Annotated in this window: 20 protein-coding genes; 11 read left to right on the top strand and 9 right to left on the bottom strand. The window is 66.1% G+C overall.

Annotated features, from left to right (window positions below; genetic code table 11):
* Positions 1-3: 3 nt before the first annotated feature.
* From lpxD to lpxB, 5 genes are read left to right on the top strand one after another with little or no spacing between them, the layout of a single operon-like run.
* Positions 4-1,023 carry a UDP-3-O-(3-hydroxymyristoyl)glucosamine N-acyltransferase gene (gene lpxD, locus B4A39_RS14545; protein WP_292037275.1) on the top strand — a complete coding sequence of 340 codons (1,020 nt, stop codon included), beginning with the start codon at positions 4-6 and terminating at the stop codon, positions 1,021-1,023.
* The gene (gene fabZ, locus B4A39_RS14550) at positions 1,020-1,484 is read left to right on the top strand and encodes a 3-hydroxyacyl-ACP dehydratase FabZ (RefSeq protein WP_292037276.1); all 465 of its coding nucleotides are present in this window, start codon (positions 1,020-1,022) and stop codon (positions 1,482-1,484) included. Before lpxD ends, fabZ begins: the two co-directional genes overlap by 4 nt.
* Entirely contained in the window at positions 1,481-2,269 is a 789-nt protein-coding gene (gene lpxA / locus B4A39_RS14555) for an acyl-ACP--UDP-N-acetylglucosamine O-acyltransferase (protein ID WP_292037277.1), read from the top strand. Before fabZ ends, lpxA begins: the two co-directional genes overlap by 4 nt.
* Positions 2,266-3,117: a UDP-2,3-diacylglucosamine diphosphatase gene (lpxI, locus tag B4A39_RS14560; protein ID WP_292037278.1), complete on the top strand. Its 852-nt coding sequence runs from the start codon at positions 2,266-2,268 to the stop codon at positions 3,115-3,117. The genes lpxA and lpxI overlap by 4 nt, the downstream gene beginning before the upstream one ends.
* The gene (lpxB, locus tag B4A39_RS14565) at positions 3,114-4,277 is read left to right on the top strand and encodes a lipid-A-disaccharide synthase (protein WP_292037279.1); all 1,164 of its coding nucleotides are present in this window, start codon (positions 3,114-3,116) and stop codon (positions 4,275-4,277) included. The genes lpxI and lpxB overlap by 4 nt, the downstream gene beginning before the upstream one ends.
* A 352-nt stretch (positions 4,278-4,629) precedes the next feature.
* On the opposite strand, the gene B4A39_RS14570 is transcribed toward lpxB, so the two are convergent.
* The 3 genes from B4A39_RS14570 to gltX all read right to left on the bottom strand — a co-directional run bounded on the left by B4A39_RS14570 (position 4,630) and on the right by gltX (position 7,720).
* The gene (locus B4A39_RS14570) at positions 4,630-4,803 is read right to left on the bottom strand and encodes a hypothetical protein (RefSeq protein ID WP_292037280.1); all 174 of its coding nucleotides are present in this window, start codon (positions 4,801-4,803) and stop codon (positions 4,630-4,632) included.
* 134 nt (positions 4,804-4,937) lie between these two features.
* Positions 4,938-6,239 (bottom strand): citrate synthase, encoded by a 1,302-nt coding sequence (gene gltA, locus B4A39_RS14575; RefSeq protein ID WP_292037281.1) that lies wholly within the window; start codon positions 6,237-6,239, stop codon positions 4,938-4,940.
* 65 nt (positions 6,240-6,304) lie between these two features.
* Entirely contained in the window at positions 6,305-7,720 is a 1,416-nt protein-coding gene (gltX, locus tag B4A39_RS14580) for a glutamate--tRNA ligase (protein WP_292037282.1), read from the bottom strand.
* Positions 7,721-7,781: 61 nt separating this feature from the next.
* Between gltX and B4A39_RS14585 the strand changes: the two genes are divergently transcribed.
* Positions 7,782-9,893 (top strand): ComEC/Rec2 family competence protein, encoded by a 2,112-nt coding sequence (locus tag B4A39_RS14585; RefSeq protein ID WP_292037283.1) that lies wholly within the window; start codon positions 7,782-7,784, stop codon positions 9,891-9,893.
* Here the strand turns inward: B4A39_RS14585 and lexA are convergent.
* From lexA to B4A39_RS14605, 4 genes are all read right to left on the bottom strand, one after another.
* Entirely contained in the window at positions 9,874-10,566 is a 693-nt protein-coding gene (gene lexA, locus B4A39_RS14590) for a transcriptional repressor LexA (protein ID WP_292037284.1), read from the bottom strand. The genes B4A39_RS14585 and lexA overlap by 20 nt on opposite strands.
* Before the next feature lie 196 nt (positions 10,567-10,762).
* Complete coding sequence (gene trpC, locus B4A39_RS14595; RefSeq protein ID WP_292037285.1) at positions 10,763-11,554, bottom strand: indole-3-glycerol phosphate synthase TrpC; 792 nt, start codon at positions 11,552-11,554, stop codon at positions 10,763-10,765.
* Positions 11,551-12,585 carry an anthranilate phosphoribosyltransferase gene (gene trpD, locus B4A39_RS14600; RefSeq protein ID WP_292037286.1) on the bottom strand — a complete coding sequence of 345 codons (1,035 nt, stop codon included), beginning with the start codon at positions 12,583-12,585 and terminating at the stop codon, positions 11,551-11,553. The genes trpC and trpD overlap by 4 nt, the downstream gene beginning before the upstream one ends.
* 4 nt (positions 12,586-12,589) lie before the next feature.
* Complete coding sequence (locus B4A39_RS14605; RefSeq protein WP_292037287.1) at positions 12,590-13,180, bottom strand: anthranilate synthase component II; 591 nt, start codon at positions 13,178-13,180, stop codon at positions 12,590-12,592.
* 109 nt (positions 13,181-13,289) lie between these two features.
* Here B4A39_RS14605 and B4A39_RS14610 point away from each other — a divergent pair, with 109 nt between their 5' ends.
* Positions 13,290-13,478, top strand: coding sequence for a hypothetical protein (locus tag B4A39_RS14610; RefSeq protein ID WP_114817024.1), 189 nt, complete (start codon positions 13,290-13,292; stop codon positions 13,476-13,478).
* Here the strand turns inward: B4A39_RS14610 and trpE are convergent.
* Positions 13,475-15,031 (bottom strand): anthranilate synthase component I, encoded by a 1,557-nt coding sequence (gene trpE, locus B4A39_RS14615; RefSeq protein WP_292037288.1) that lies wholly within the window; start codon positions 15,029-15,031, stop codon positions 13,475-13,477. The two genes, B4A39_RS14610 and trpE, sit on opposite strands and share 4 nt — an antisense overlap.
* Complete coding sequence (locus B4A39_RS14620) at positions 15,028-16,956, bottom strand: peptidylprolyl isomerase (protein WP_292037289.1); 1,929 nt, start codon at positions 16,954-16,956, stop codon at positions 15,028-15,030. Before B4A39_RS14620 ends, trpE begins: the two co-directional genes overlap by 4 nt.
* A gap of 131 nt (positions 16,957-17,087) precedes the next feature.
* Here B4A39_RS14620 and tpiA point away from each other — a divergent pair, with 131 nt between their 5' ends.
* The 4 genes from tpiA (at position 17,088) to B4A39_RS14640 (ending at position 20,336) form a co-directional block, all read left to right on the top strand.
* Positions 17,088-17,840, top strand: a complete 753-nt coding sequence (gene tpiA, locus B4A39_RS14625; protein ID WP_292037290.1) for a triose-phosphate isomerase — start codon at positions 17,088-17,090, stop codon at positions 17,838-17,840.
* Between the two features lie 105 nt (positions 17,841-17,945).
* The gene (secG, locus tag B4A39_RS14630; RefSeq protein ID WP_292037291.1) at positions 17,946-18,353 is read left to right on the top strand and encodes a preprotein translocase subunit SecG; all 408 of its coding nucleotides are present in this window, start codon (positions 17,946-17,948) and stop codon (positions 18,351-18,353) included.
* A gap of 121 nt (positions 18,354-18,474) precedes the next feature.
* Positions 18,475-20,127, top strand: a complete 1,653-nt coding sequence (locus B4A39_RS14635; protein WP_292037292.1) for a CTP synthase — start codon at positions 18,475-18,477, stop codon at positions 20,125-20,127.
* A 74-nt stretch (positions 20,128-20,201) separates the two neighbouring features.
* Positions 20,202-20,336 carry a hypothetical protein gene (locus B4A39_RS14640; protein ID WP_292037293.1) on the top strand — a complete coding sequence of 45 codons (135 nt, stop codon included), beginning with the start codon at positions 20,202-20,204 and terminating at the stop codon, positions 20,334-20,336.
* The last annotated feature ends 19 nt before the right edge of the window (positions 20,337-20,355 follow it).

Below are 20,355 nucleotides of genomic sequence, written 5' to 3' on the forward strand. Positions count from 1 at the left end.
GCCATGCCCGATCCGAGATTTTTCCAGACCCTGTCGCCCCTGACGGTCGCCGCCCTCGCCGAGCATATCGGCGGGGAGGTGGTCCGGGGCGGCCAGGTCGTCATCTCGGCCGTTGCGCCCCTGTCCACAGCGGACCGGGGCGCGATTGCGTTTATGGGCGACCGCAAGTTCGCCGCCGCTCTGGCTGAGACCAAGGCTGGTTGCGTGATCGTGCCGGCTTCGGCCGTCGATCTGGCGCCAACCGGCGTCGCAGTCATCCTCTCGGGAGAGGCGCAGGCTTCATGGGCGCGAGCCTCGGCCTTGCTGCATCAGCCGGTCCGTCTCAACCGCGCTATTGCGGTTGCTGAAGCCGCAGAAGACGACACGGTCGTCGTCGAGCCCGGCGTTGTTCTCGGTGAAGGCGTTCGCATCGGGCGTGGCACGCGTATCGGCGCCAATACCGTGATTGGGCCGGGCGTCCAGATCGGCCGCGATTGCCTGATCAGCGCTGGCGTTACGGTCGGGTTCGCTCTTCTGGGCGACCGGGTGAAGTTGCTGGCCGGCGCGCGGATCGGCGAAGCGGGCTTTGGCGCCGCCGGCTCGAAGGCCGGACCCGTGGATATTCCGCAGTTGGGCCGCGTCATCCTGCAAGACGGCGTCACTGTGGGGGCCAATTCCTGCATTGATCGCGGCGCCTTTGACGACACGGTCATCGGCGAGAACACCAAGATCGATAACCTGGTCATGATCGGCCACAACTGCGTCATCGGCCGCAACAACCTGATGGCGGCGCACACTGGCATCTCGGGTTCGGTCACCAGCGGCGACAACTGCATCTTCGGCGGCCGGGCGGGCGTGGGCGACCACATCACCATCGGCGAAGGCGCGCGTGTCGCAGCCGGCGGCGGCGTTCTGGCCGATATTCCGCCGGGCGAGGTCTGGTCCGGCTATCCCGCCAAGCCGCTTCGTCAATTCTTGCGCGAGACGGTGTGGCTGTCCAAACAGGCGTCCCAGAAGAAGGGCGCGAAGGAAACGAAAGAATGAGCGAAGACAACAAGATCGATTACGCCGAGGTGATGCGTCGCCTGCCGCACCGCTATCCCTTCCTGCTGGTCGACAAGGCCGAGGACTTCGTAGCCGCGACCTCAATCGTCGGGATCAAGAACGTCACCCACAACGAGCCCTTCTTCCCAGGCCACTTCCCGATCGACCCGGTCATGCCGGGCGTCCTGATCGTCGAGGCCATGGCCCAGACGGGCGCCCTGCTGATGTCCAAATCCCTGGACGTGGCGGTGGCCGACAAGGTCATCATGTTCATGTCGATCGACGGCGTGCGTTTCCGCAAGCCCGCCCGTCCGGGCGATCAACTGCGCATGGAGGTCAAGGTGATCCGCGCGCGTGGGGACGCCTACAAATTCCGGGGCGAGACCTTCATCGACGGCAAGCTGGCCGCTGAAGCCGGGTTCATGGCCATGGTCGTGACTGTGGCGGAGCCCGCCCAGTGACCATCCACCCGACCGCTGTCGTCGACGCCTCGGCCCAAGTCGCCGACGGCGTCGTGATCGGCCCCTGGTGCCTCGTCGGTCCGGGCGTGACCCTGGCCGAAGGCATCAGGCTGGTCAGCCATGTGGTGGTCCAGCAGGACACAAGCGTCGGCGAGCGAACGGTCATCCATCCCTTCGCCGTGATCGGCGGCGACCCGCAGCACAACGGCTACAAGGGTGAGCCGGTGCGGCTGGAGATCGGCGCGGACAACGTCATCCGCGAGCACGTCACCTTCAACCGGGGCACGCCGCAGGGAACGGGCGTGACGCGCGTCGGCTCGAACGGCCTGTTCATGACCGGCGCTCACGTCGGCCACGATTGCGTGGTCGGCGACAATGTCGTCATGGCCAACAACGCCACCCTGGGCGGCCATGCCCAGATCGGCGACAAGGTCTTCCTGGGGGGGCTGTGCGCCGTGCATCAGAACGGTCGGGTGGGGCAGGGCGCCATAGTCGGCGGTCTGGCCGCCGTGACGCGCGACGTCATCCCCTACGGCTCCGCCTGGGGCAACCACGCCAGTCTGCACGGCCTCAACCTGATCGGGTTGAAGCGCAAGGGTTATGGCAAGGATGCGGTGCGTCGTCTGCTGGCCGCCTATCGCGATCTGTTCGAGGGCGAAGGTGTCTTCGCCGAGCGACTGGATGGCGTCGAGATGACCTATGCCGACCTGCCCGAGATCATGGAGATCGTCGCCTTCATTCGTGATGGCGCCAAACGGCCGCTCTGCCTGCCGGGCAAGGAATGACGCTGACGCCTCGTTTGGCGCCCAAGCTGGGCCTGATCGCTGGCGGCGGCGACCTGCCGGCCCGCATCGCGGCGAGGTGCGAGGCTGAGGGGCGGGCGGTTTTCATCATTCGTCTTGCGGGCTTCGCGGACGAACATCTGGTGCGCTGGCCGGGCGAAGAGTTCGGCATGGCCGAGATCGGCCGCATCCTGAAGAGGATGAAGGCCGAGGGCTGCGAGGCCGTCTGTCTGGCGGGCTACGTGAACCGGCCCGATTTCAAGACCCTGAAGCCTGACTTCAAGGGCGCGACCCTGCTGCCCGGCATCGTGGCGGCAGCGAGCAAGGGCGACGACGCCCTGCTGCGCAAGATCCTGTCGGTGTTCGAGGCTGAGGGCTACGCGATCGAGGGCGCCGACGACATCCTGGGCGGCGAGGCCTTGGCGCCGGGCGCGCTCGGCGCGGTGTCGCCGACGGCAGAGCAACTGTCGGACCTGAAGAAGGCGTTACATGTTTCTGAAAAATCAGGCGAACTTGATATAGGTCAGGGCGCGGTCGTCTGTGATGGACTGGTTCTTGCGGTCGAGGCTCAGGAAGGCACGGATGAAATGCTGCGGCGGGTGGCGGGCCTGCCTGCCGACCTGCATGGTGCGCCGGGCGCGCTGAAGGGCGCGCTGGGCAAGGCGCCCAAGCCAATTCAGGACTTGAGGGTGGACATGCCGGTCATCGGGCCGCGCACCGTCGAGTTGGCCGCCGCCGCCGGGCTGGCGGGCATTGGTGGATTCGCCGGACGATTGATCATCATCGATCATCAGGCTCTGGTCGACGAGGCGGACCGGTTGGGCCTGTTCGTCTGGGGCGTGGAAAGATGAGCCGTCCTTTGAAAATCATGCTGGTCGCTGCAGAGGCCTCCGGAGACGCCTTGGGCGCGGGTCTGGCGCAGGCGCTGCAGACGCGTCTCGGCGCGGACGTGGTCTTCGTCGGCGTCGGTGGACCCAAGATGGCGGCCCAAGGCGTCGTCAGTCCGTTCGACATCGCCGAACTCTCCATCCTGGGCTGGATCGAGGGGCTGAAGGCCTATGGACTGGTCAAGCGCCGGGTGGCGGATACGGTCGAACTCGCCAAGTCCGAGCGGCCCGACGCGGTCGTATTGATCGACAGTTGGGGCTTCACCATCCGCGTGGCCAAGGCTCTGCGCGAGGTTCTGCCGGGCGTGCCGCTGATCAAGTATGTCGGGCCTCAGGTCTGGGCCTCGCGTCCGGGCCGGGCCAAGACCTTGGCGGCCAGCGTCGATCACCTGCTGTCGCTCTACAGTTTCGACGCGCCCTGGTTCGAGCGCGAGGGTCTCCCGACGACAGTCGTGGGGTCACAGGCCCTGCACGTCGACATTGCCAGCGCCGACGGCGCCCGCTTCCGCGCCGCGCGCGGTATCGCCGCCGATGCGCCCCTGCTGCTGGTCTTGCCGGGCAGCCGGCCCAGCGAGATCACCCGCATGACGCCCGTCTTCGAGGCGACGGTGAAGCGTTTGAAGGCGGCCAACCCCAGGCTGGAGATCGCCGTCATCGCCGCTGGCACGGTCGCCGCCGACGTGGCGGGTCGCGTCGCAGCTTGGCCGTTTCGCGCCCACCTGGTGCAGGAAGCCGACAAGTACGACGCGATGAAGGCCGCCAATGTCGCCTTGGCCACCAGCGGTACGGTTTCGACCGAACTGGCCCTGGCCGGCGCGCCCATGGTCATCGCCTACAAGATCGACGGGCTGTCCTATTTGCTGATGAAGAATCTGGTGACGGCCAAGCACATCACCCTGTTCAACATCGCCGCCGACGAGCGCATCGCCCCCGAGTTCATTCAGAACGACGCCACGCCCGAGAAGCTGACCGAGGCGGTCGGTCGTCTGCTATCGGACCCGCAGGCCGCCGCCGATCAAGCCGCGCGTCAGACGGCGGCGCTCGACCTGATGGGGCGTGGCGGATCCGATCCATCGGAACTGGCGGCGGACGCGGTGTTGCGAGTGATCGCCGAGAAAAAATAGAAGCGCAGTCCTGCTTTCGACCGGGCTGGGATTTGACATACGCTGGCGACACAGACGTGGTTTGGCCCCGGCGCTATGTGTCTGATAGAAGCCTTTCCATGCAATCTAGGATTACTCGGTTCCTGAAGCGCAGAAATCGCGGCGAGCTCACGCTCATGGGCATATGTGCGGCTATAGCGCTGACGGCTTTTGGCATTGCGGTGGGACGAGCGCTCGCCGTTACCGCATGGCTTTTCTAGTCTCAGACCTTGTTCCACACGAGCACGGAGTGGGCCGCCGGTTCCGGTCTAAGTCATGAGAGGCGGCTCCCAGCGTCCGCTTCCCACCCGTAGCGGACATCTAGGGCGGCTCGTTAGCGCGTCATCCAGGGCTTGTTGGCGCCGGACTTCACCGTGATCGACTTGTCGCGTTGGAGGCCGCCCTTCTGGGGCGGGCCGGAGCGCGCCTTCAGGGCCGCCTGTTTCAGGCGGAGCGCGCGCTGGGCGGGCGTCTCGGCGGCCGGGGCGTCGTCGTTATGGTTGCTCATGACCGCTTCCTAGCATGGCGCAGCCGCTTCAGCGGCGCGAGAGAAACAAAAAACGCCGGAGCTTTCGCCCCGGCGTTCTTTCATTTTTGCTTGGCCGTGGTCAGGAGACAAAGTCTTCTCGACCCGACACGGCCTTAGCCGCGTTGTTCGATCGGCACATAGTCGCGTTGCGTCGGGCCGGTGTAGAGCTGGCGCGGGCGACCGATCTTCTGCGAGGGATCGGCCATCATTTCCTGCCACTGCGAGATCCAGCCGACGGTGCGGGCCAGGGCGAACAGGACGGTGAACATGGTGGTGGGGAAGCCCATCGCCGACAGGGTGATGCCCGAGTAGAAGTCGACGTTCGGGAACAGCTTGCGCGAGGTGAAGTACTCGTCCGACAGGGCGACCTTCTCCAGTTCCTTGGCGACCTGGAACAGCGGATCGTTCTCGCGACCCGTGGCGGCCAGCACTTCGTAGGCCGATTGCTGCATGACCTTGGCGCGCGGATCGTAGTTCTTGTACACGCGGTGGCCGAAGCCCATCAGCTTGTAGCGCTTGTCCTTAACGCCCTGGATGAACTCGGGAATACGGTCCGGCGTACCGATTTCCTTGAGCATGTTCAGCGCTTCTTCGTTGGCGCCGCCGTGCGACGGGCCCCACAGGCAGGCGATGCCGGCGGCGATACAGGCGAACGGGTTGGCGCCCGACGAACCGGCCAGACGGACGGTCGAGGTCGAGGCGTTCTGCTCGTGGTCAGCGTGCAGGGTGAAGATGCGGTCCATGGCGCGCACCAGGGCCGGATCGACCACATAGTCCTCGGCCGGAACGGCGAAGCACATGCGCAGGAAGTTCTCGGCGTACGACAGGTCGTTACGCGGCGAAATGAAGGGCTGGCCGATGTGGTATTTGTAGGCGCGCGCCGCGATGGTCGGCATCTTGGCGATCAGGCGAATGGCCGAGATGTCGCGCTGCACCGGATCATGGATGTCCAGGCTGTCGTGATAGAAGGCCGACAGGGCGCCGACGGTGCCAACCATGATCGACATGGGGTGGGCGTCGCGACGGAAGCCTTCGAAGAAGCGATCAAACTGCGCATGCAACATGGTGTGCATGGTGATGCTGTTTTCGAACTTCTCGTATTGCACAGCGGTCGGCAGTTCGCCGTGCAGCAGCAGGTGGCAGACTTCCACGAAGTTGGACTTCGAGGCCAACTGGTCGATGGGATAGCCGCGGTGCAGCAGAACGCCTTCATCGCCATCGATGAAGGTCAGGGCGCTTTCGCAGGCCGCCGTCGAGGTGAAGCCGGGGTCGAAGGTGAAGGCGCCGGTCGCGCCGTACAGCTTGCGGATGTCGATGACGTCCGGTCCGGTGGAGCCCGCGAGGACAGGAAGTTCGACGTTCTTGTCGCCGTAGGTGAAGGTCGCCGTGCCGGCGGGTTTCGCTTGTTCAGTCATCTAGGCCCCTTATTTTTCTTCGAGCCGGGCGCGGGGAGGCGTCCAGCCTGCATGGTTATGGGTGTTCACTTAGTCTGTTGCAGCGCATCATCCAAGCGCCCGAGACCTTCGTCGCGTCCGAGGGCGGCAAGAATTCTCGCAATGTCAGGCGACACCGATCCGCCTGTCAGAGCGCCTCGCATGGAAGGCCCTATTTTTCCGAAGCCTACGCCTTCTTCTTCGGCAAACGCCTTAAGCTCCGCCTCAAGGGCGAAAACATCCCAGCTCTGGAAAAGCCGGAGCCGTTCACGGAGTCGTGAAATTCGCTCGCCGCCTTCGTCGCTCAACAAACCACGGGTTTTCTCGTCCAAGGCGAGCGGGCGCGCCTTCAGGACAAACTCGGTCTGAGCGGCCAGTTCCACGATGGTCTTGGCCCGATCCTTGACGAAGGGCATGGCGCGCAACAGGCGGGCCTCGTCGTCGGGTTGAAGGACGCGCCCGGCGGCCAGATGGGCGTCCAGGGTCAGCTTTGCCAGGCGGTCGTCCTCGGCCATGCGAAGCCAGTGGGCGTTGACGTGGGCCAGCTTGTCGAAGTCGAGACGGGCGGGCGCCTTGCCGATGCCCGGCAGGTCGAACCATTCGAGGGCCTGCTCGTCGCTGAACAGTTCGTGGTCGCCGTGCGCCCAGCCGAGCCGCGCCAGATAGTTGCGCATCGCCTCGGGCAGATAACCCATGGCGGCGTATTCATGCACGGCCTGGGCGCCGTGGCGCTTGCTGAGCTTCGCACCGTCGGGACCGTGAATCAGCGGGATGTGGGCGAATGTCGGCCGGGTCCAGCCAAGGGCGTCATAGATCAGGCTCTGGCGGGCGGCGTTGTTCAGGTGATCGTCGCCGCGAATGACGTGGGTCACGCCCATGTCGTGGTCGTCCACCACGACGGCCAGGTTGTAGGTCGGAGCGCCGTCCGAGCGGACGATGACAAGATCGTCGAGCGACGAAGACTCCCAGCGCACGCTCCCTTGCACGGCGTCATCGACGGTCACGGCCTGATCCAGGGGGCGGCGGAAGCGAATGGTCGAGGGTTTGGCCAGGTCATCGACGGTGGGTTCGCGATCACGCCATGGAGAAACGAAGTCCCGGCCCTCTGCCTTGGCCTGATCACGCAGTGCGTTGGTCTCGTCAGCGGTCAGGAAGTCGCGATAGGCGTGGCCGGAGGCCAGCAGCAGGTCGGCGACCTCGCGGTGGCGCTCTGCGCGTGCAAACTGGAAGACGGGCTCTTCGTCGCCGAACAGCTCCAGCCAAGACAGGCCTTCGAAGATGGCCTGCACGGCCTCGTCGGTGGAGCGCTCGCGGTCGGTATCCTCGACGCGGATCAGGAATTTTCCTCCCCGGCTCTTGGCGTACAGCCAATTGAATAACGCAGTTCTCGCGCCGCCAATATGCAGGTAGCCTGTAGGCGAGGGGGCGAAGCGGGTGACGACAGTCGAGGAGGGGGAGGTCATTCAGGAAGGGTCCGTTGCGGAGGCCCTTATACGCTCGCGCGCGGCAAAGCGAAGCCTTGGCTTGCGGCTTATTGAGTGTGTCCGGACTGAAGTCGCGGATCAGACCGATCGCTGGCCCCTGTGGTCGCCGGTCTTCTTCGGCGGCGGTTGCGCAATCTACTTCGCCCTGAAGACCGAACCCCTGATGTGGCCATTGATGGTCGCGGCCGTGGTGACTGGCGGAGCCTGGCTTGCCGCGCGGCGGCTTGGGCTGGCGAGGCGGTGGACCCTGATCCTCTTGATGCTGGCCTGTCTGAGCGGCGGTGCGGCGGTCGCCAAGCTGAGGACGGAGGCGGTCGGCGGGCCGGTCGCGCCGTCCTTGGCCGAGCCGACCGTGATCGAGGCCTGGGTCATGGACGTCGACAGTCCCGGAGAGCGCGGCGCGCGGATTGTCGTGGCTCCGGTACGGATCAGGGGTCTTGCGCCCGAGACGACGCCGGTGAGGTTGCGGGCCACGGTACGGGGCGAGCCGCCGGCGCCGGGCGAAGCCGTGCGGCTCTACGGCATTCTGAATCCGCCGCCGGCGCCGGCCAGCCCGGGGGCCTATGACTTTGGCCGCAACGCCTATTTTCAAGGTATGGGCGGGACGTTGTTTTCGCTGGGCGAGACGCGGCCCTCCGCTCTGTCTGAGCCGCCGTGGCGGGTGCGTATGGCGATGAAGATCAACGCCGTGCGCTATGCTCTGGCGCAGCGGATCGTGGCGCGGCTGGGCGAGCGGACGGGCGGGATCGCCGCCGCCATGACCACGGGGCACGAGACTTGGATAGGGCGCGAGGATCTGGACGCCATGCGCGATTCCGGGCTGGCGCATATCCTGTCGATCTCGGGCTTGCACATGGCCATCGTCGGCGGTTTCGTCTTCTTCGCCGTGCGGTTGGGCGTCGCCGCCTGGCCATGGCTGGCGCTGAGGGTGTCGGGCAAAAAGGTGGCGGCGGTCGCGGGTCTGATCGCGGTCGGGACCTATCTGGTGGTTTCAGGCGCGCCGCCGCCGGCCGAGCGGGCGGCCATCACCGCCTCCATCGCCTTCGTCGCCATCCTGCTGGATCGGCAAGCCGTGACCATGCATGCCTTGGCGGTGGCGGCCTTCGCTGTCCTGCTGCTTCAGCCCGAGGCCATCGTCACGCCGGGGTTCCAGATGTCGTTCGCCGCGACGGCGGCGCTGGTGGCCCTGGTCGCGGTCTGGCCGCGCCGGATCAAGGAGATCGCCGCGCCCTGGCCCATCGTGGCGGCGCAAAGGCTGGGCAGCTGGCTGTTGGCCGCCTGCACCGCCAGTCTGGTGGCGGGCATGGCGACGGGGCCGTTCGCGATGCAGCATTTCAATCGGACCGCCATGTATGGACTGGTCGCCAATCTGGGGACGGCGCCGGTCGCGGACTTCATTCTGATGCCGGCCTTGGCGCTGGGCGCAGCGCTGGAGCCGTTGGGGTTGGGCGCGCCCTTCCTGTGGCTGGCGGGGAAGGGCGTCGATCTGATGCTGGTCATCGGCCACTGGACGGCGGGGCTGCCGGGCGCGGTGCGGACCATCGCCAGCGCGCCGGCGGCGGCCTTACCGGTCGCCTTCCTCGGCATCCTGTTCATCTGCCTGTGGCGCGGGCGGTTGCGGTGGCTGGGGCTGCCGCTGGCGGCGGCGGTGTTGATCTGGCCGAGGCCAGCAGCGCCCGACATCTGGATCGGCGACGGCGGGACCAATGCAGCATGGCGTCAGGATGAAGCGGCGATCGTGGCCAGGCCCGGCGTGCGGCAGTTCGCGGCGGATCTGTGGTCGCGGCGTCGGGGACTGGCACTGACGCCGAGGCCGGACGAGGGCTGGACCTGCAAGCGGTCATTCTGCGCACCGGCAACCAGCGAGGCCGGGCCGGTCGCACTGTGGTGGGGCAAGAAGGCGCCGACGGCGGATCAGGTGGACGCGATGTGCCGTTCGGCAGAGGTCGTCAGCAGCCGCGCCGAGCTGGCGTCCTTGCCGTTGTCATGCGGGGGGCGGCTGGTGCTGGACGGCATGGATTTCGCGCGCGGCGGCTCGGTGGAGCTGTGGCGCGTGGGCGCGAGTTGGAGGGCGGTGTGGGCGGCCGACGTGCGGGGACAGAGGCCCTGGACACGTCAGGCCGATCCCGACTTCAGTGATAGCGGCGGATAAGGCCGACAAGCTTGCCCTGAACCGCGACCTGATCCGAGCCGTAGATCTTGGTCTCGTAGTTACGGTTGGCGGGCTCCAGCGCGATCGAGGCCCCCTTCTTGCGCAGGCGCTTCAACGTGGCCTGCTCGCCTTCGACCAAGGCCACCACGATCTCGCCGGACGAGGCGTCGGCGGTCGATTTGATAATGACCATGTCGCCGTTGAGGATGCCCGCCTCGATCATCGAGTCGCCCTCGATCTCGAGCAGATAGTGTTCGCCCGCGCCCAGCATGGTTTCCGGCACCGGATAGCGGGCGGTTTCATGCTCGATGGCGTCGATGGGCGTGCCGGCCGCGATCTTGCCCATCAAGGCCAGTTCGCGAGTGTCATTGGCGGGTTCAGCCGCCTTGGCACGACCGCCGCCCTCGATCACGCCGGGCTTGAAGCCCGCATGGCCGCGCGGCGCGCCTGCGGTCGCCTGTTCCGGCAGCTTGACGACTTCCAGTGCGCGGGCGCGGTGGGCCAGACGGCGGATGAAGCCGCGTTCCTCCAGCGCCGTGATCAGGCGGTGGATGCCCGACTTGGACGCCAGATCCAGCGCCTCCTTCATCTCGTCGAAGGAGGGCGAGACGCCCGTTTCCTGAATCCGTTCGTGAATGAACATCAGGAGTTCGTGCTGCTTCTTGGTGAGCATGGGCGCAAGGCTTCCAGAACAAGGCGTGAACCGTTGAGAATGTTCTGTAAGTGTTCTTGCCTAATGTCAACTTAACGACGGCGTTGGCAATTCAGGCTCGGGCCATTGGAGGATGACGGCCCGGTGTGCATTCTCATGCGTGTCACGACCATATCGTCTGGAACCACGAAGCTTGTGGGCTGACAACGCCTACGCCTTAGCGCAGCAACGCCCTCGTCGCCGCTTCCACATCGTCCTGACGCATCAAGCTTTCGCCGACGAGGATGGCCTGGGCGTGGGAGTCGGCTACGCGCTGGACGTCGTCAGGCGTGAAGATGCCGCTTTCGGCCACCAGCAGGGCCTTGACCGGGCTGAGCATGGACAGGCGCTCGGTGGCGTCGAGGTCGACCTCGAAGGTGCGAAGGCTGCGGTTGTTGACGCCGACCAGATCACCCCCCAGCGCGCAGGCGCGGGCCATCTCGGCCTCGTCGTGGGTCTCGATCAGGGCGTCCATGCCGAAGCGTTCGGCCTCGGCCAGCAGGTCGGCGGCCAGGGCGTTGTCGATCATGGCGAGGATGATGAGGATGCAGTCGGCGCCCAGGGCGCGGCTCTCGGCCACCTGCCAGGGATCGACCAGGAAATCCTTGCGCAGGCAGGGCAGGGCGACCGCGTCGCGGGCGGCGGCCAGGAAGGCGTCGTCGCCCTGGAAGCTGGGGCCGTCGGTCAGGACGGACAGGCAGGTGGCGCCGCCGCGCTCATAGGCCCTGGCGAGCGCGGGCGGATCAAAGTCGGCGCGGATCAGGCCCTTGGACGGACTGGCCTTCTTGATCTCGGCGATCAGGGCGGGGCGGCCGGTTTCCTCGGCGACCCGTTCCAGAGCGGCGCGGAAGCCGCGCGGGGCCGAGGCCTGCGCGGCGAGGGCCTCGATGGCGCCCTGAGAGGTCGCAAGCTTGCGGGCGGCCACGTCGTCGCGCTTGTAGGCGGCGATCTTCGCCAGAACGTCGGTCATGCGGCCTCGGGGTCGATAGGGGTGTTGGTGACGCGCACCAGGGTCTCTAGCGCGCGGGCGGCGCGACCGTCGTCGATGACGGCGGCGGCCAGTTCGGCGCCTTCACGCAGATTAGCGGCGCGGTCGGCCACGACCAGGGCGGCGGCGGCGTTCAGCACGACGATGTCGCGATAGGGACCGGATTCGCCCGCCAGCAGGGCGGTTAGCGCGGCTGCGTTGTATTCAGCGTCGCCGCCGCGCAGGTCGTCCAGCGTCGCCAGCGGCAGTCCGGCGTCGGCGGGGGTGATAGTGAAGCGGCGAACGGAGCCGTCCTTCCACTCGGCCACCTCGGTCGAACCTGTGGTGGTCAGTTCGTCCAGACCCTGACCGTGGACGGTCCAGGCGCGCCGCGCGCCGAGACGGCCCAGGACCTCGACCAGAGGCTCCAGCAGGGCGGGATCATAGACGCCCATGACCTGACGGTTTGCATGCGCCGGATTACAAAGCGGACCGAGAAGATTGAAAACCGTACGGAAACCGATCTCTGCCCGCACCGGCCCGACGTGGCGCATGGCCCCGTGATAGGTCGGGGCGAACAGGAAGGCGATGCCGGCCTGATCCAGAGCGCGGGCCTGTTGCGGGATGGTGGCGTCGAGGTTGACGCCGAGCGCGGCCAGGACGTCGGAGGAGCCGGATTTGGAGCTGATAGCGCGGTTGCCGTGCTTGGCGACCTTCAGCCCCGCGCCTGCCAGAACGAAGGCGGCCGCCGTCGAGACGTTATAGGTGTGCTGGCCGTCGCCGCCGGTGCCGCAGGTGTCGATCACCTCGTCGAAGGGGTGGTCCAGCGACAGGGCGGCGTCGCGCATGGCGGTGGCGAAGGCGACGATCTCGTCCACCGTCTCGCCACGGATGCGCAGGGCGGTTACGGCGGCGGCGACCTGTGACGGGGTCGGTTCGCCGCGCAGGCAGGCGGAGAAGAAGGCGTGGGCTTCGTCCGGCGTCAGAACGCGCCCGTCCACCAGCTTGCCCAGCAGAGGCTTGAAACCGTCCATGGCCTCAGACCGTCGCCAGTCGCTTGACGCCCGCCAGATCGAGGAAGTTGGCGATCATGTCGTGGCCGTGCTCGGTGGCGATGGATTCCGGATGGAATTGCACGCCGTGGATCGGCCGGGTGCGGTGGGCCAGACCCATGATCTCGCCGTCAGCGGTCCAGGCGGTGACCTCCAGTTCATCCGGCAGGGTCTCGCGACGCACGGCCAGCGAGTGATAGCGCGTGGCGGTGAAGGGCGAGGGCAGGCCGGCGAAGACGCTGCGGCCCTCATGCAGGATCGGCGAGGTCTTGCCGTGCATCAGGGTCTTGGCGCGGATCACCTCGCCGCCAAAGGCCTGACCGATGGCCTGATGGCCCAGGCAGACGCCGAAGATCGGCATGTCCAGCGGCGCGGTTGTGATCAGCTGCAGACAGATGCCGGCCTGATCGGGATCGCAGGGACCGGGCGACAGCAACACGGCCTCGGGCTTCAGCGCCCAGGCTTCTTCCACCGTCAGGTCGTCGTTGCGGACGACATGCGTCTGGGCGCCCAACTCCGCGAGGTAGTGGACGAGGTTGTAGGTAAAGCTGTCGTAGTTATCGACGACGAGGATCATGTCAGGGTTCTTAGGACGGGAGGGACGACGCGCCAAGCAAAGGCGGACTGAAAGCGGACGTTAAGCTGTCCGCGCGATACAGGAGCATCGCCATCGGAAGAAATCCGTCTTGACCCGCTTAGAAGCCATACGCGACGCCCAGGCCCTGCTCGACGAGCCGGCCACAGAACAACCCAAGCCGCTGCGGCTGCTGGCGGCGGCGGCCTTCGCCGCGACGGCGGCGGTGATGCTGGCGGGGACCATGGTCGTGGGCCCCGGCGTATCGTTCGACCAGGGCTCCACGGTTTCCAATCCTTAGATCTTGCCGTCGGCGCCCAGGTTCGCGGCGTTTTGGCCGCGAGTCGTTGCGTTGAAACGCCACGAGTCCTCGGCCGCCTTCATCGGAGCGCGGGCCTTGGCCAGGGTCTCGGCGTATTCAGCCACAGGATCGCTATCGGCGACGACGCCGGCGCCGGCCTGAACGAAGATCTTGTCCTTGGCGAACATGGCGGTGCGCAGGACGATGCAGATGTCCGCTTCGCCGTTGGCCGAGATGTAGCCTACGCCGCCGCCATAGCCGACGCCGCGCTTCTCGGTTTCCAGTTCGTCGATGATCTCCATGGCGCGGACCTTCGGCGCTCCGGACAGGGTGCCGGCGGGCAGGGCGGCCAGAAGCGTGTCCACCGCGTCCAGTTTGGGATCGGCGGCGCCATGCACGTTGGAGACGATGTGCATGACCTGGCTGTAGCGTTCGACGACGAAGCTTTCCGTCACCTCGACCGAACCCGGAGATGAAACCCGACCCACGTCGTTGCGCCCCAGATCGAGCAGCATCAAGTGTTCGGCGCGTTCCTTGGGATCGGCCAGAAGCTCGGCTTCGAGCGCCTTGTCCAGTTCCGGCGTAGCGCCGCGCGGGCGAGTGCCGGCCAGCGGTCGGATGGTGACGCGACCGTCCTTCAACCGGACCAGGATTTCCGGGCTGGACCCGGCCAGCTGGAAGTCGACGTAGTCGAGGAAGAAGAGATAGGGCGACGGGTTGCCGCGACGCAGCGAGCGATAGAAGGCGAACGGGTCCTGATCCCACGGCGCCGAGAAGCGGTGCGCCAGCACGACCTGGAAGATGTCGCCGGCGGCGATGTAGTCCTTGGCCTTGGCCACCATGGCGTCGAATCCAGCGGCGTCGACGGGTGAGTGGAAGTCGGGCGCCGGGACCGGTTCGGCTTCGCGCTGGATCGGCAGGGGGCCACGCAGGCGGTCTTCGAAGTCGTCGAGGCGGGCGATAGCCGCCCTGTAGGCCGTGTCCGCATCAGCACCGCTGTCGGGATAGGCGGCGGCGATCAGAACGATCTCGTGCTTCACCGAATCGAAGATGGCGACCAGCGACGGGCGCGCCATGACGGCGTCGGGCAGGTTCAGCGGGTCAGGGTTTGCTGGGCCAAGCGGCTCCAGCAGGCGCACCATGTCGTATCCGAAGACGCCAAACAGACCGGCGGACATGGGCGGCAGATCGTCGGGCAGGTCGAACCGGGTGGCGGCGATCAGGGCGCGCAGGGACTCCAGCGCCGGGCGGTCTTCGGCGGTAAAGCGATCGGCCAAAACCGCATCGCCGCGCGCCATTTCGGCATGACCGTCGCGGCAGCGCCAGACCACATCCGGCGCCAGGGTCACGAAAGAGTAGCGACCGTTGACGGCGCCGCCCTCGACCGACTCGAAGAGGCTGGCGTAGGGACGCCCGTGCCCGACCTTGAGAAAGGCCGAGACGGGTGTCTCCAGGTCGTCGATCAAGCGGCGAACGACGACCTGGGGGCGGCCTGTCATCAGGCCAGAGATAAACGCGTCGCGTTCAGCCTGATGTTCGACGCCTGCGCTCATTTCTTGGCGGGCGCGGGGGCCGGAGCCGCCGGAGCGGCGGCCGGCGCTTCGATGCCCAGAGCGACCAGCGCGGCGGCCGGGTCATTCTTCGCCTTCACTCGTGCGGCGGCGGCAGCGAAGCTCTGCTCGACCATGGCGTTGGCCAGGGCTTGCGTCAGGCGCGGACGGACCTGTTCCACCAGCGGCGCGGCGAGAGCGGGGACGGCAGCGTGGATGGCGTCGACATGGCCGACCACGAAGCTGTTTTCCGACTGCGCGCCTGTAAAGACCTGGCCCTTGCCCTGGCCGAACAGGCCACGAAGGACGCCTTCGCCGAGTTCGGTCTGGCTGGCCTGGCTCTGCTGGACGGCGGTGCGGGTGGTCAGTTGAGCGCCGGCCGACGCCGCCACCTTGGCGATGTCTTCGCCAGCACGGATGCGACCCGCCAGTTCCTCGGCCTTGGCCGACAGGCGGCGAGCGTTTTCTCGCAGCGTCCATTGCTGGGCCAGCGGCGCGCGGACCTCGGCCAGGGTCGGCAGGGAAGCCGGACGAATATCGTCCACGCGGACGGCGAAATACTGACCTTCACCAGCGTCGATGATATCGCTCTCGCCACCCTTGGACAGGGCGTAGGCCGACTCGAAGATCTGGCGCGGAGCATTCAGCGGCTGACCGTCGGGCAGACGGCCGTCAGCGGTGAAGGGCGGCAGTTGCACCAGGCGGGCGCCGACCGATTGTGCGGCGTCGGCCAGGTTTTTCCCTTCCTGACGAGCCTTCTCGTACTTCTCGACCTTGGCGTAGGTCTCGCCCTTGACGTCTTCGGCGCGCAGTTCCTGAATCAGGGCGTCGCGCACGCTTTCAAGAGTCGCCGGAGCACCCGCAGCGATGCCGGTCACCTTGGCGACGGTGAAGCCCAGTCGACCCTGAATCGGGTTGGAAACCTGATTGGCGGGCAGGGCGAAGACAGCAGCGCCGACGGCGGGGTCGCCCAGAGCGCTTTGCGGGGTGTCGACGTAGTTGCTCACTTCGATCTTGTTGGCCGAAGCGACTTCAGCCGGGGTCTTGCCGGCGCGCAGGTCGGCGGCCACACGGTCGGCGGCGGCCTTGTTCGGTACGGTCAGAGTAACGAAGGTGCGCTTTTCCGCATTCGACAGGGCGGCCTTGCGGAACTCGAAACGCTCGCGAATGCGCTCTTCGGTAATCGGCGTCGGCTGGCTGTTGGGGCCGGGGTTGAACAGCACGATCGAGATCATGCGGAACTCGGGGCGACGCAGTTGGGCGGCGTTCTCGTTCAGGAATGCCGTGAGTTGAGCGTCGGTCGGCGCGGGCGCCGAACCGGCCATCGCCTGGGTCACGGTGAACCAGCGACCATCGCGGCTTTCCAGCGCCTGACCCGCCAGGAGCGCGCCATAGATGCGCGGCACGCGCGCGCCGGCGAAGACGCCGGCGCCGAACTGGCTCGCGACATATTGGTCACGCAGATCCTGCTCCAGCATTTCCGAGGTCATGCCCTGAGCGGCCAGGGCCTGCTCATAGCGATCCTGGTCGAACTGGCCTGACACCTGGTTGAAGAAGGCGGGGATCTGGCGGATTTCCTTCAGGACCAACTCCTTGCCGGGACGAATTCCAGCATTCCAAGCCCAGGCGAGGAAGCCCAGGCGCTGCGTCTGGCTTTCCAGGAACTGGGTGTGGATGTTCTCCTTCACCATGTCTTCGAACGACACAGGACGACCGGCCTGCTCCTGAAGATTGGCGCGCACGCGCTCAAAATCCGTACGGAACTGCGGGCCGCCGACGCTGCGCTCACCGGCGTCGATGACGTGTTTCGGACCGAAGCTCGAGAAGACATCTGATTGTGCGCCGACAATCAGGAAGCTGAGGATGATCAAGGCGAACAGGCCCGCAGCCCATTTCGACTTGGAGAAGTTGCGGAACAGCGTGATCATCGAGAGAGAACCTGACGAGGGCCGGCGTCAAAGGGGCGCCACGCTCGCCTATAGGGGTAGTCCCTAGGGCGCCGCAAGCGCACCTCACCCAACATCTTGGCTTCCGCGACAACGGCGCCTAAACAGGCCGCATGAAACAATCTGTGAAGCTGGTCGCCGGCAACTGGAAAATGAACGGTCTGGGCGCGAGCCTGGGCGAGGTCGAAGTCATGGTGAAAGCCTTGCAGGAACAGGCTGCGGCGTGTCGCGTGGCCCTGTGTCCGCCCGCGACTCTCATCGAGCGGATGTCGCGCGTGGTTGAGGGGAGTGCTGTGGAGCTCGGGGGGCAGGACTGCCACGCTGAAGGCTCTGGCGCTTTTACGGGTTCGGTTGCCGGCGCCATGCTGGCCGACGCCGGGGCGACCCTGGTGATTCTTGGACACTCGGAGCGCCGTGCCGGATTTGGCGAGACCGATGCCGATGTCGCCGCCAAGGTCGAGGCCGCCTTGGCCGCAGGTCTGGAACCCATTATCTGCATTGGCGAGACCCTGGCTGAGCGTGAAGCCGGGCTGGCGGTCGAGGTCGTCAGCCGACAGGTCGCCGGTTCGCTGCCGGAAAGCCTGACGGGCAAGGCTTTTGCGGTCGCCTATGAGCCGGTCTGGGCAATCGGCACCGGCTTGACCCCGACGCTGGAGCAGATCGAGGAAGTCCACGCCGCTGTACGCGCCGCCATGGTCGCCAAGCTGGGCGAGGATGGAGGCCGGGTCGCGCCGATCCTCTATGGCGGTTCAGTCAAGCCATCGAACGCGGCGGAAATTCTGGCTGTGGCCGAGGTCGGCGGCGCCCTGGTCGGCGGCGCCTCCCTGAAGGCTGAGGATTTCCTGGGCATTATCCGCGCCGTCTAGGCGAGGATTTCGGACCACTATTCGTTCGGCGTTTGCCCCGGTCCCGCATCGGTGTTAGACGCCGCCGCTTGATCGGCGCATCTGCGCGCCCACATGATTGACACCATGCTCCAGACCATCTTGCTCGTCGCCATGATCCTGATCTCGGTCGCCCTGACGGCCGTGATCCTGCTGCAACGCTCCGAGGGCGGCGCCCTGGGCATGGGCGGAGGCCCGTCGGGCTTCATGACCGCGCGCGGCGCAGGCAATCTGCTGACGCGGGCCACGTCGATCCTGGCGATCGCCTTCTTCATCTGCGCTATCAGCCTGACGGTCGCCGGCAACTTCGCCCGCGGTTCGCGTTCGGTGATCGACGCCGACGCCGTTGGCGCCATCGCACTGGGCAACGAAGAGCAGGCTGCACCCGCCGAACCGGCCACCCCGACGCCGGCCGCTCCGGCCGCGCCGTCGCTGGATGATCTCGAGGCCAGCCTGCCGGCGGCTTCGACCCAGGCTCCCGCTCCGGCGCAATAAACCGCCGACAGCGACGAAATCCCGGAAAGCGCGCCGCAGGGCGCGCTTTCTTCTTTTGTTCAACAGTTGTTTTGCGTCGGGCCATGCTCCCGCCGCGAATCATGGAGTAAGGTGTCCGCCCATGGCTCGCTATGTGTTCATCACCGGCGGCGTGGTTTCCTCGCTAGGAAAAGGCCTCGCCTCCGCCGCTCTCGGCGCTCTTTTGCAGGCTCGAGGTTACAAGGTCCGCCTGCGCAAGCTGGACCCTTATCTGAACGTCGATCCGGGGACGATGAGCCCCTATCAGCACGGCGAGGTCTTTGTGACCGACGACGGCGCCGAGACCGACCTCGATCTGGGCCACTATGAGCGGTTCACGGGCGTGTCAGCCGCCAAATCGGACAACGTCACGACCGGTCGAATCTATTCGACGATCCTGGAGAAGGAACGTCGCGGTGATTATCTGGGCGCGACCGTTCAGGTGATTCCGCACGTCACTGACCAGATCAAACAGTTCTGCCTCAGCCCGGCCAAGACTGATGACGGCGAGGAAGTGGACTTCGTTCTGGTCGAGATCGGCGGCACGGTCGGCGACATCGAGGGCCTGCCCTTCTTCGAGGCCATCCGCCAGCTGGGCCAGGATCTGCCACGCGGCCAATCCTGCTTTGTTCACCTGACCCTGCTGCCGTTCATCAAGACCGCCGGCGAGATGAAGACCAAGCCGACGCAGCACTCGGTAAAAGAATTGCGCTCCATCGGCATTCAGCCGGACATCCTGCTGTGCCGCTGCGAACAACCGATCCCTGCTGAGGAAAAACGCAAGATCGGCCAGTTCTGCAACGTGCGCGAGAGCGGCGTGATCCAGGCGATGGACTCGGCAGACATCTACGCCGTCCCGCTGGACTATCACCACGAAGGGTTGGACAGCGAAGTCCTGGCTCACTTTGGCATCACGGACGCGCGCCAGCCTGATCTGTCGGGGTGGCAAGAGATCGTACGGCGTCGTCTGCACCCGGACGGCGAAGTCACCATCGCCGTGGTCGGCAAGTACACCGTCCTGAAGGACGCCTATAAGTCCCTGATAGAAGCCCTGCATCACGGCGGCGTGGCCAACAACGTCAAGGTCAACATCGATTGGGTCGAGGCCGACACTTTCGAAGGCGACCCCGAAGCGTGCGAACAGCGTCTGCAGGGCGCTCACGCCGTGCTGGTGCCCGGCGGCTTTGGCGAGCGCGGAGCGGAAGGCAAGATCGAGGCGGCGCGTTTCGCCCGTGAGCGCAAAATTCCATACTTCGGCATCTGCTTTGGCATGCAGATGGCGGTGATTGAGGCTGCGCGGAACCTGGCGGGCTTCCCCAAGGCGACGTCGACCGAGTTCGGCCCTGCCGATGAACCCGTTGTCGGTCTGATGACAGAGTGGACGCAGGGCAATCAGCGCGTCCTTCGCCAGCAGGGCGGCGACCTGGGCGGCACCATGCGTCTGGGCGCCTACGACTCGACATTGAAGGCGGGATCAAAGATCGCCGAGATATACGGTGCTACTGAGATCAGCGAGCGCCACCGTCACCGCTACGAGGTGAACATCAATTATCGCGACGCGATCGAGGAGAAGGCCGGACTGGTCTTCGCCGGTCTTTCGCCTGACGGCGTCCTGCCGGAAACGGTCGAACGTCCGGACCACCCCTGGTTCATCGGCGTCCAGTACCACCCGGAACTGAAGAGCCGTCCGTTCAAGCCGCACCCGTTGTTCGCCAGCTTCATCGGCGCCGCCCTGGTGCAAAGTCGGTTGGTCTAGCCGCTCACGCACGCTTGTTGCTGCGTTCATCCAGTGTTGTGCCAATATGGGTCGCAAATCACTGGATGACGCGGATGGCGGGCGAAATTCTCTACTTCTTACACCGGCACTTCAGAAGGTTTTTGGCGCTGGGACTGTTCGCCAGCGTGGGCCTTCTCGGAGCGATCGGCGTGAACGTCGCCCTGCGCCTGCTGCACGCGGGTCTGTAGCTCGCCGCTGCGCCATTCG

This window comes from Brevundimonas sp. UBA4553, assembly GCF_002387245.1.
In the GTDB taxonomy this organism is placed as follows: Bacteria; Pseudomonadota; Alphaproteobacteria; order Caulobacterales; family Caulobacteraceae; genus Brevundimonas.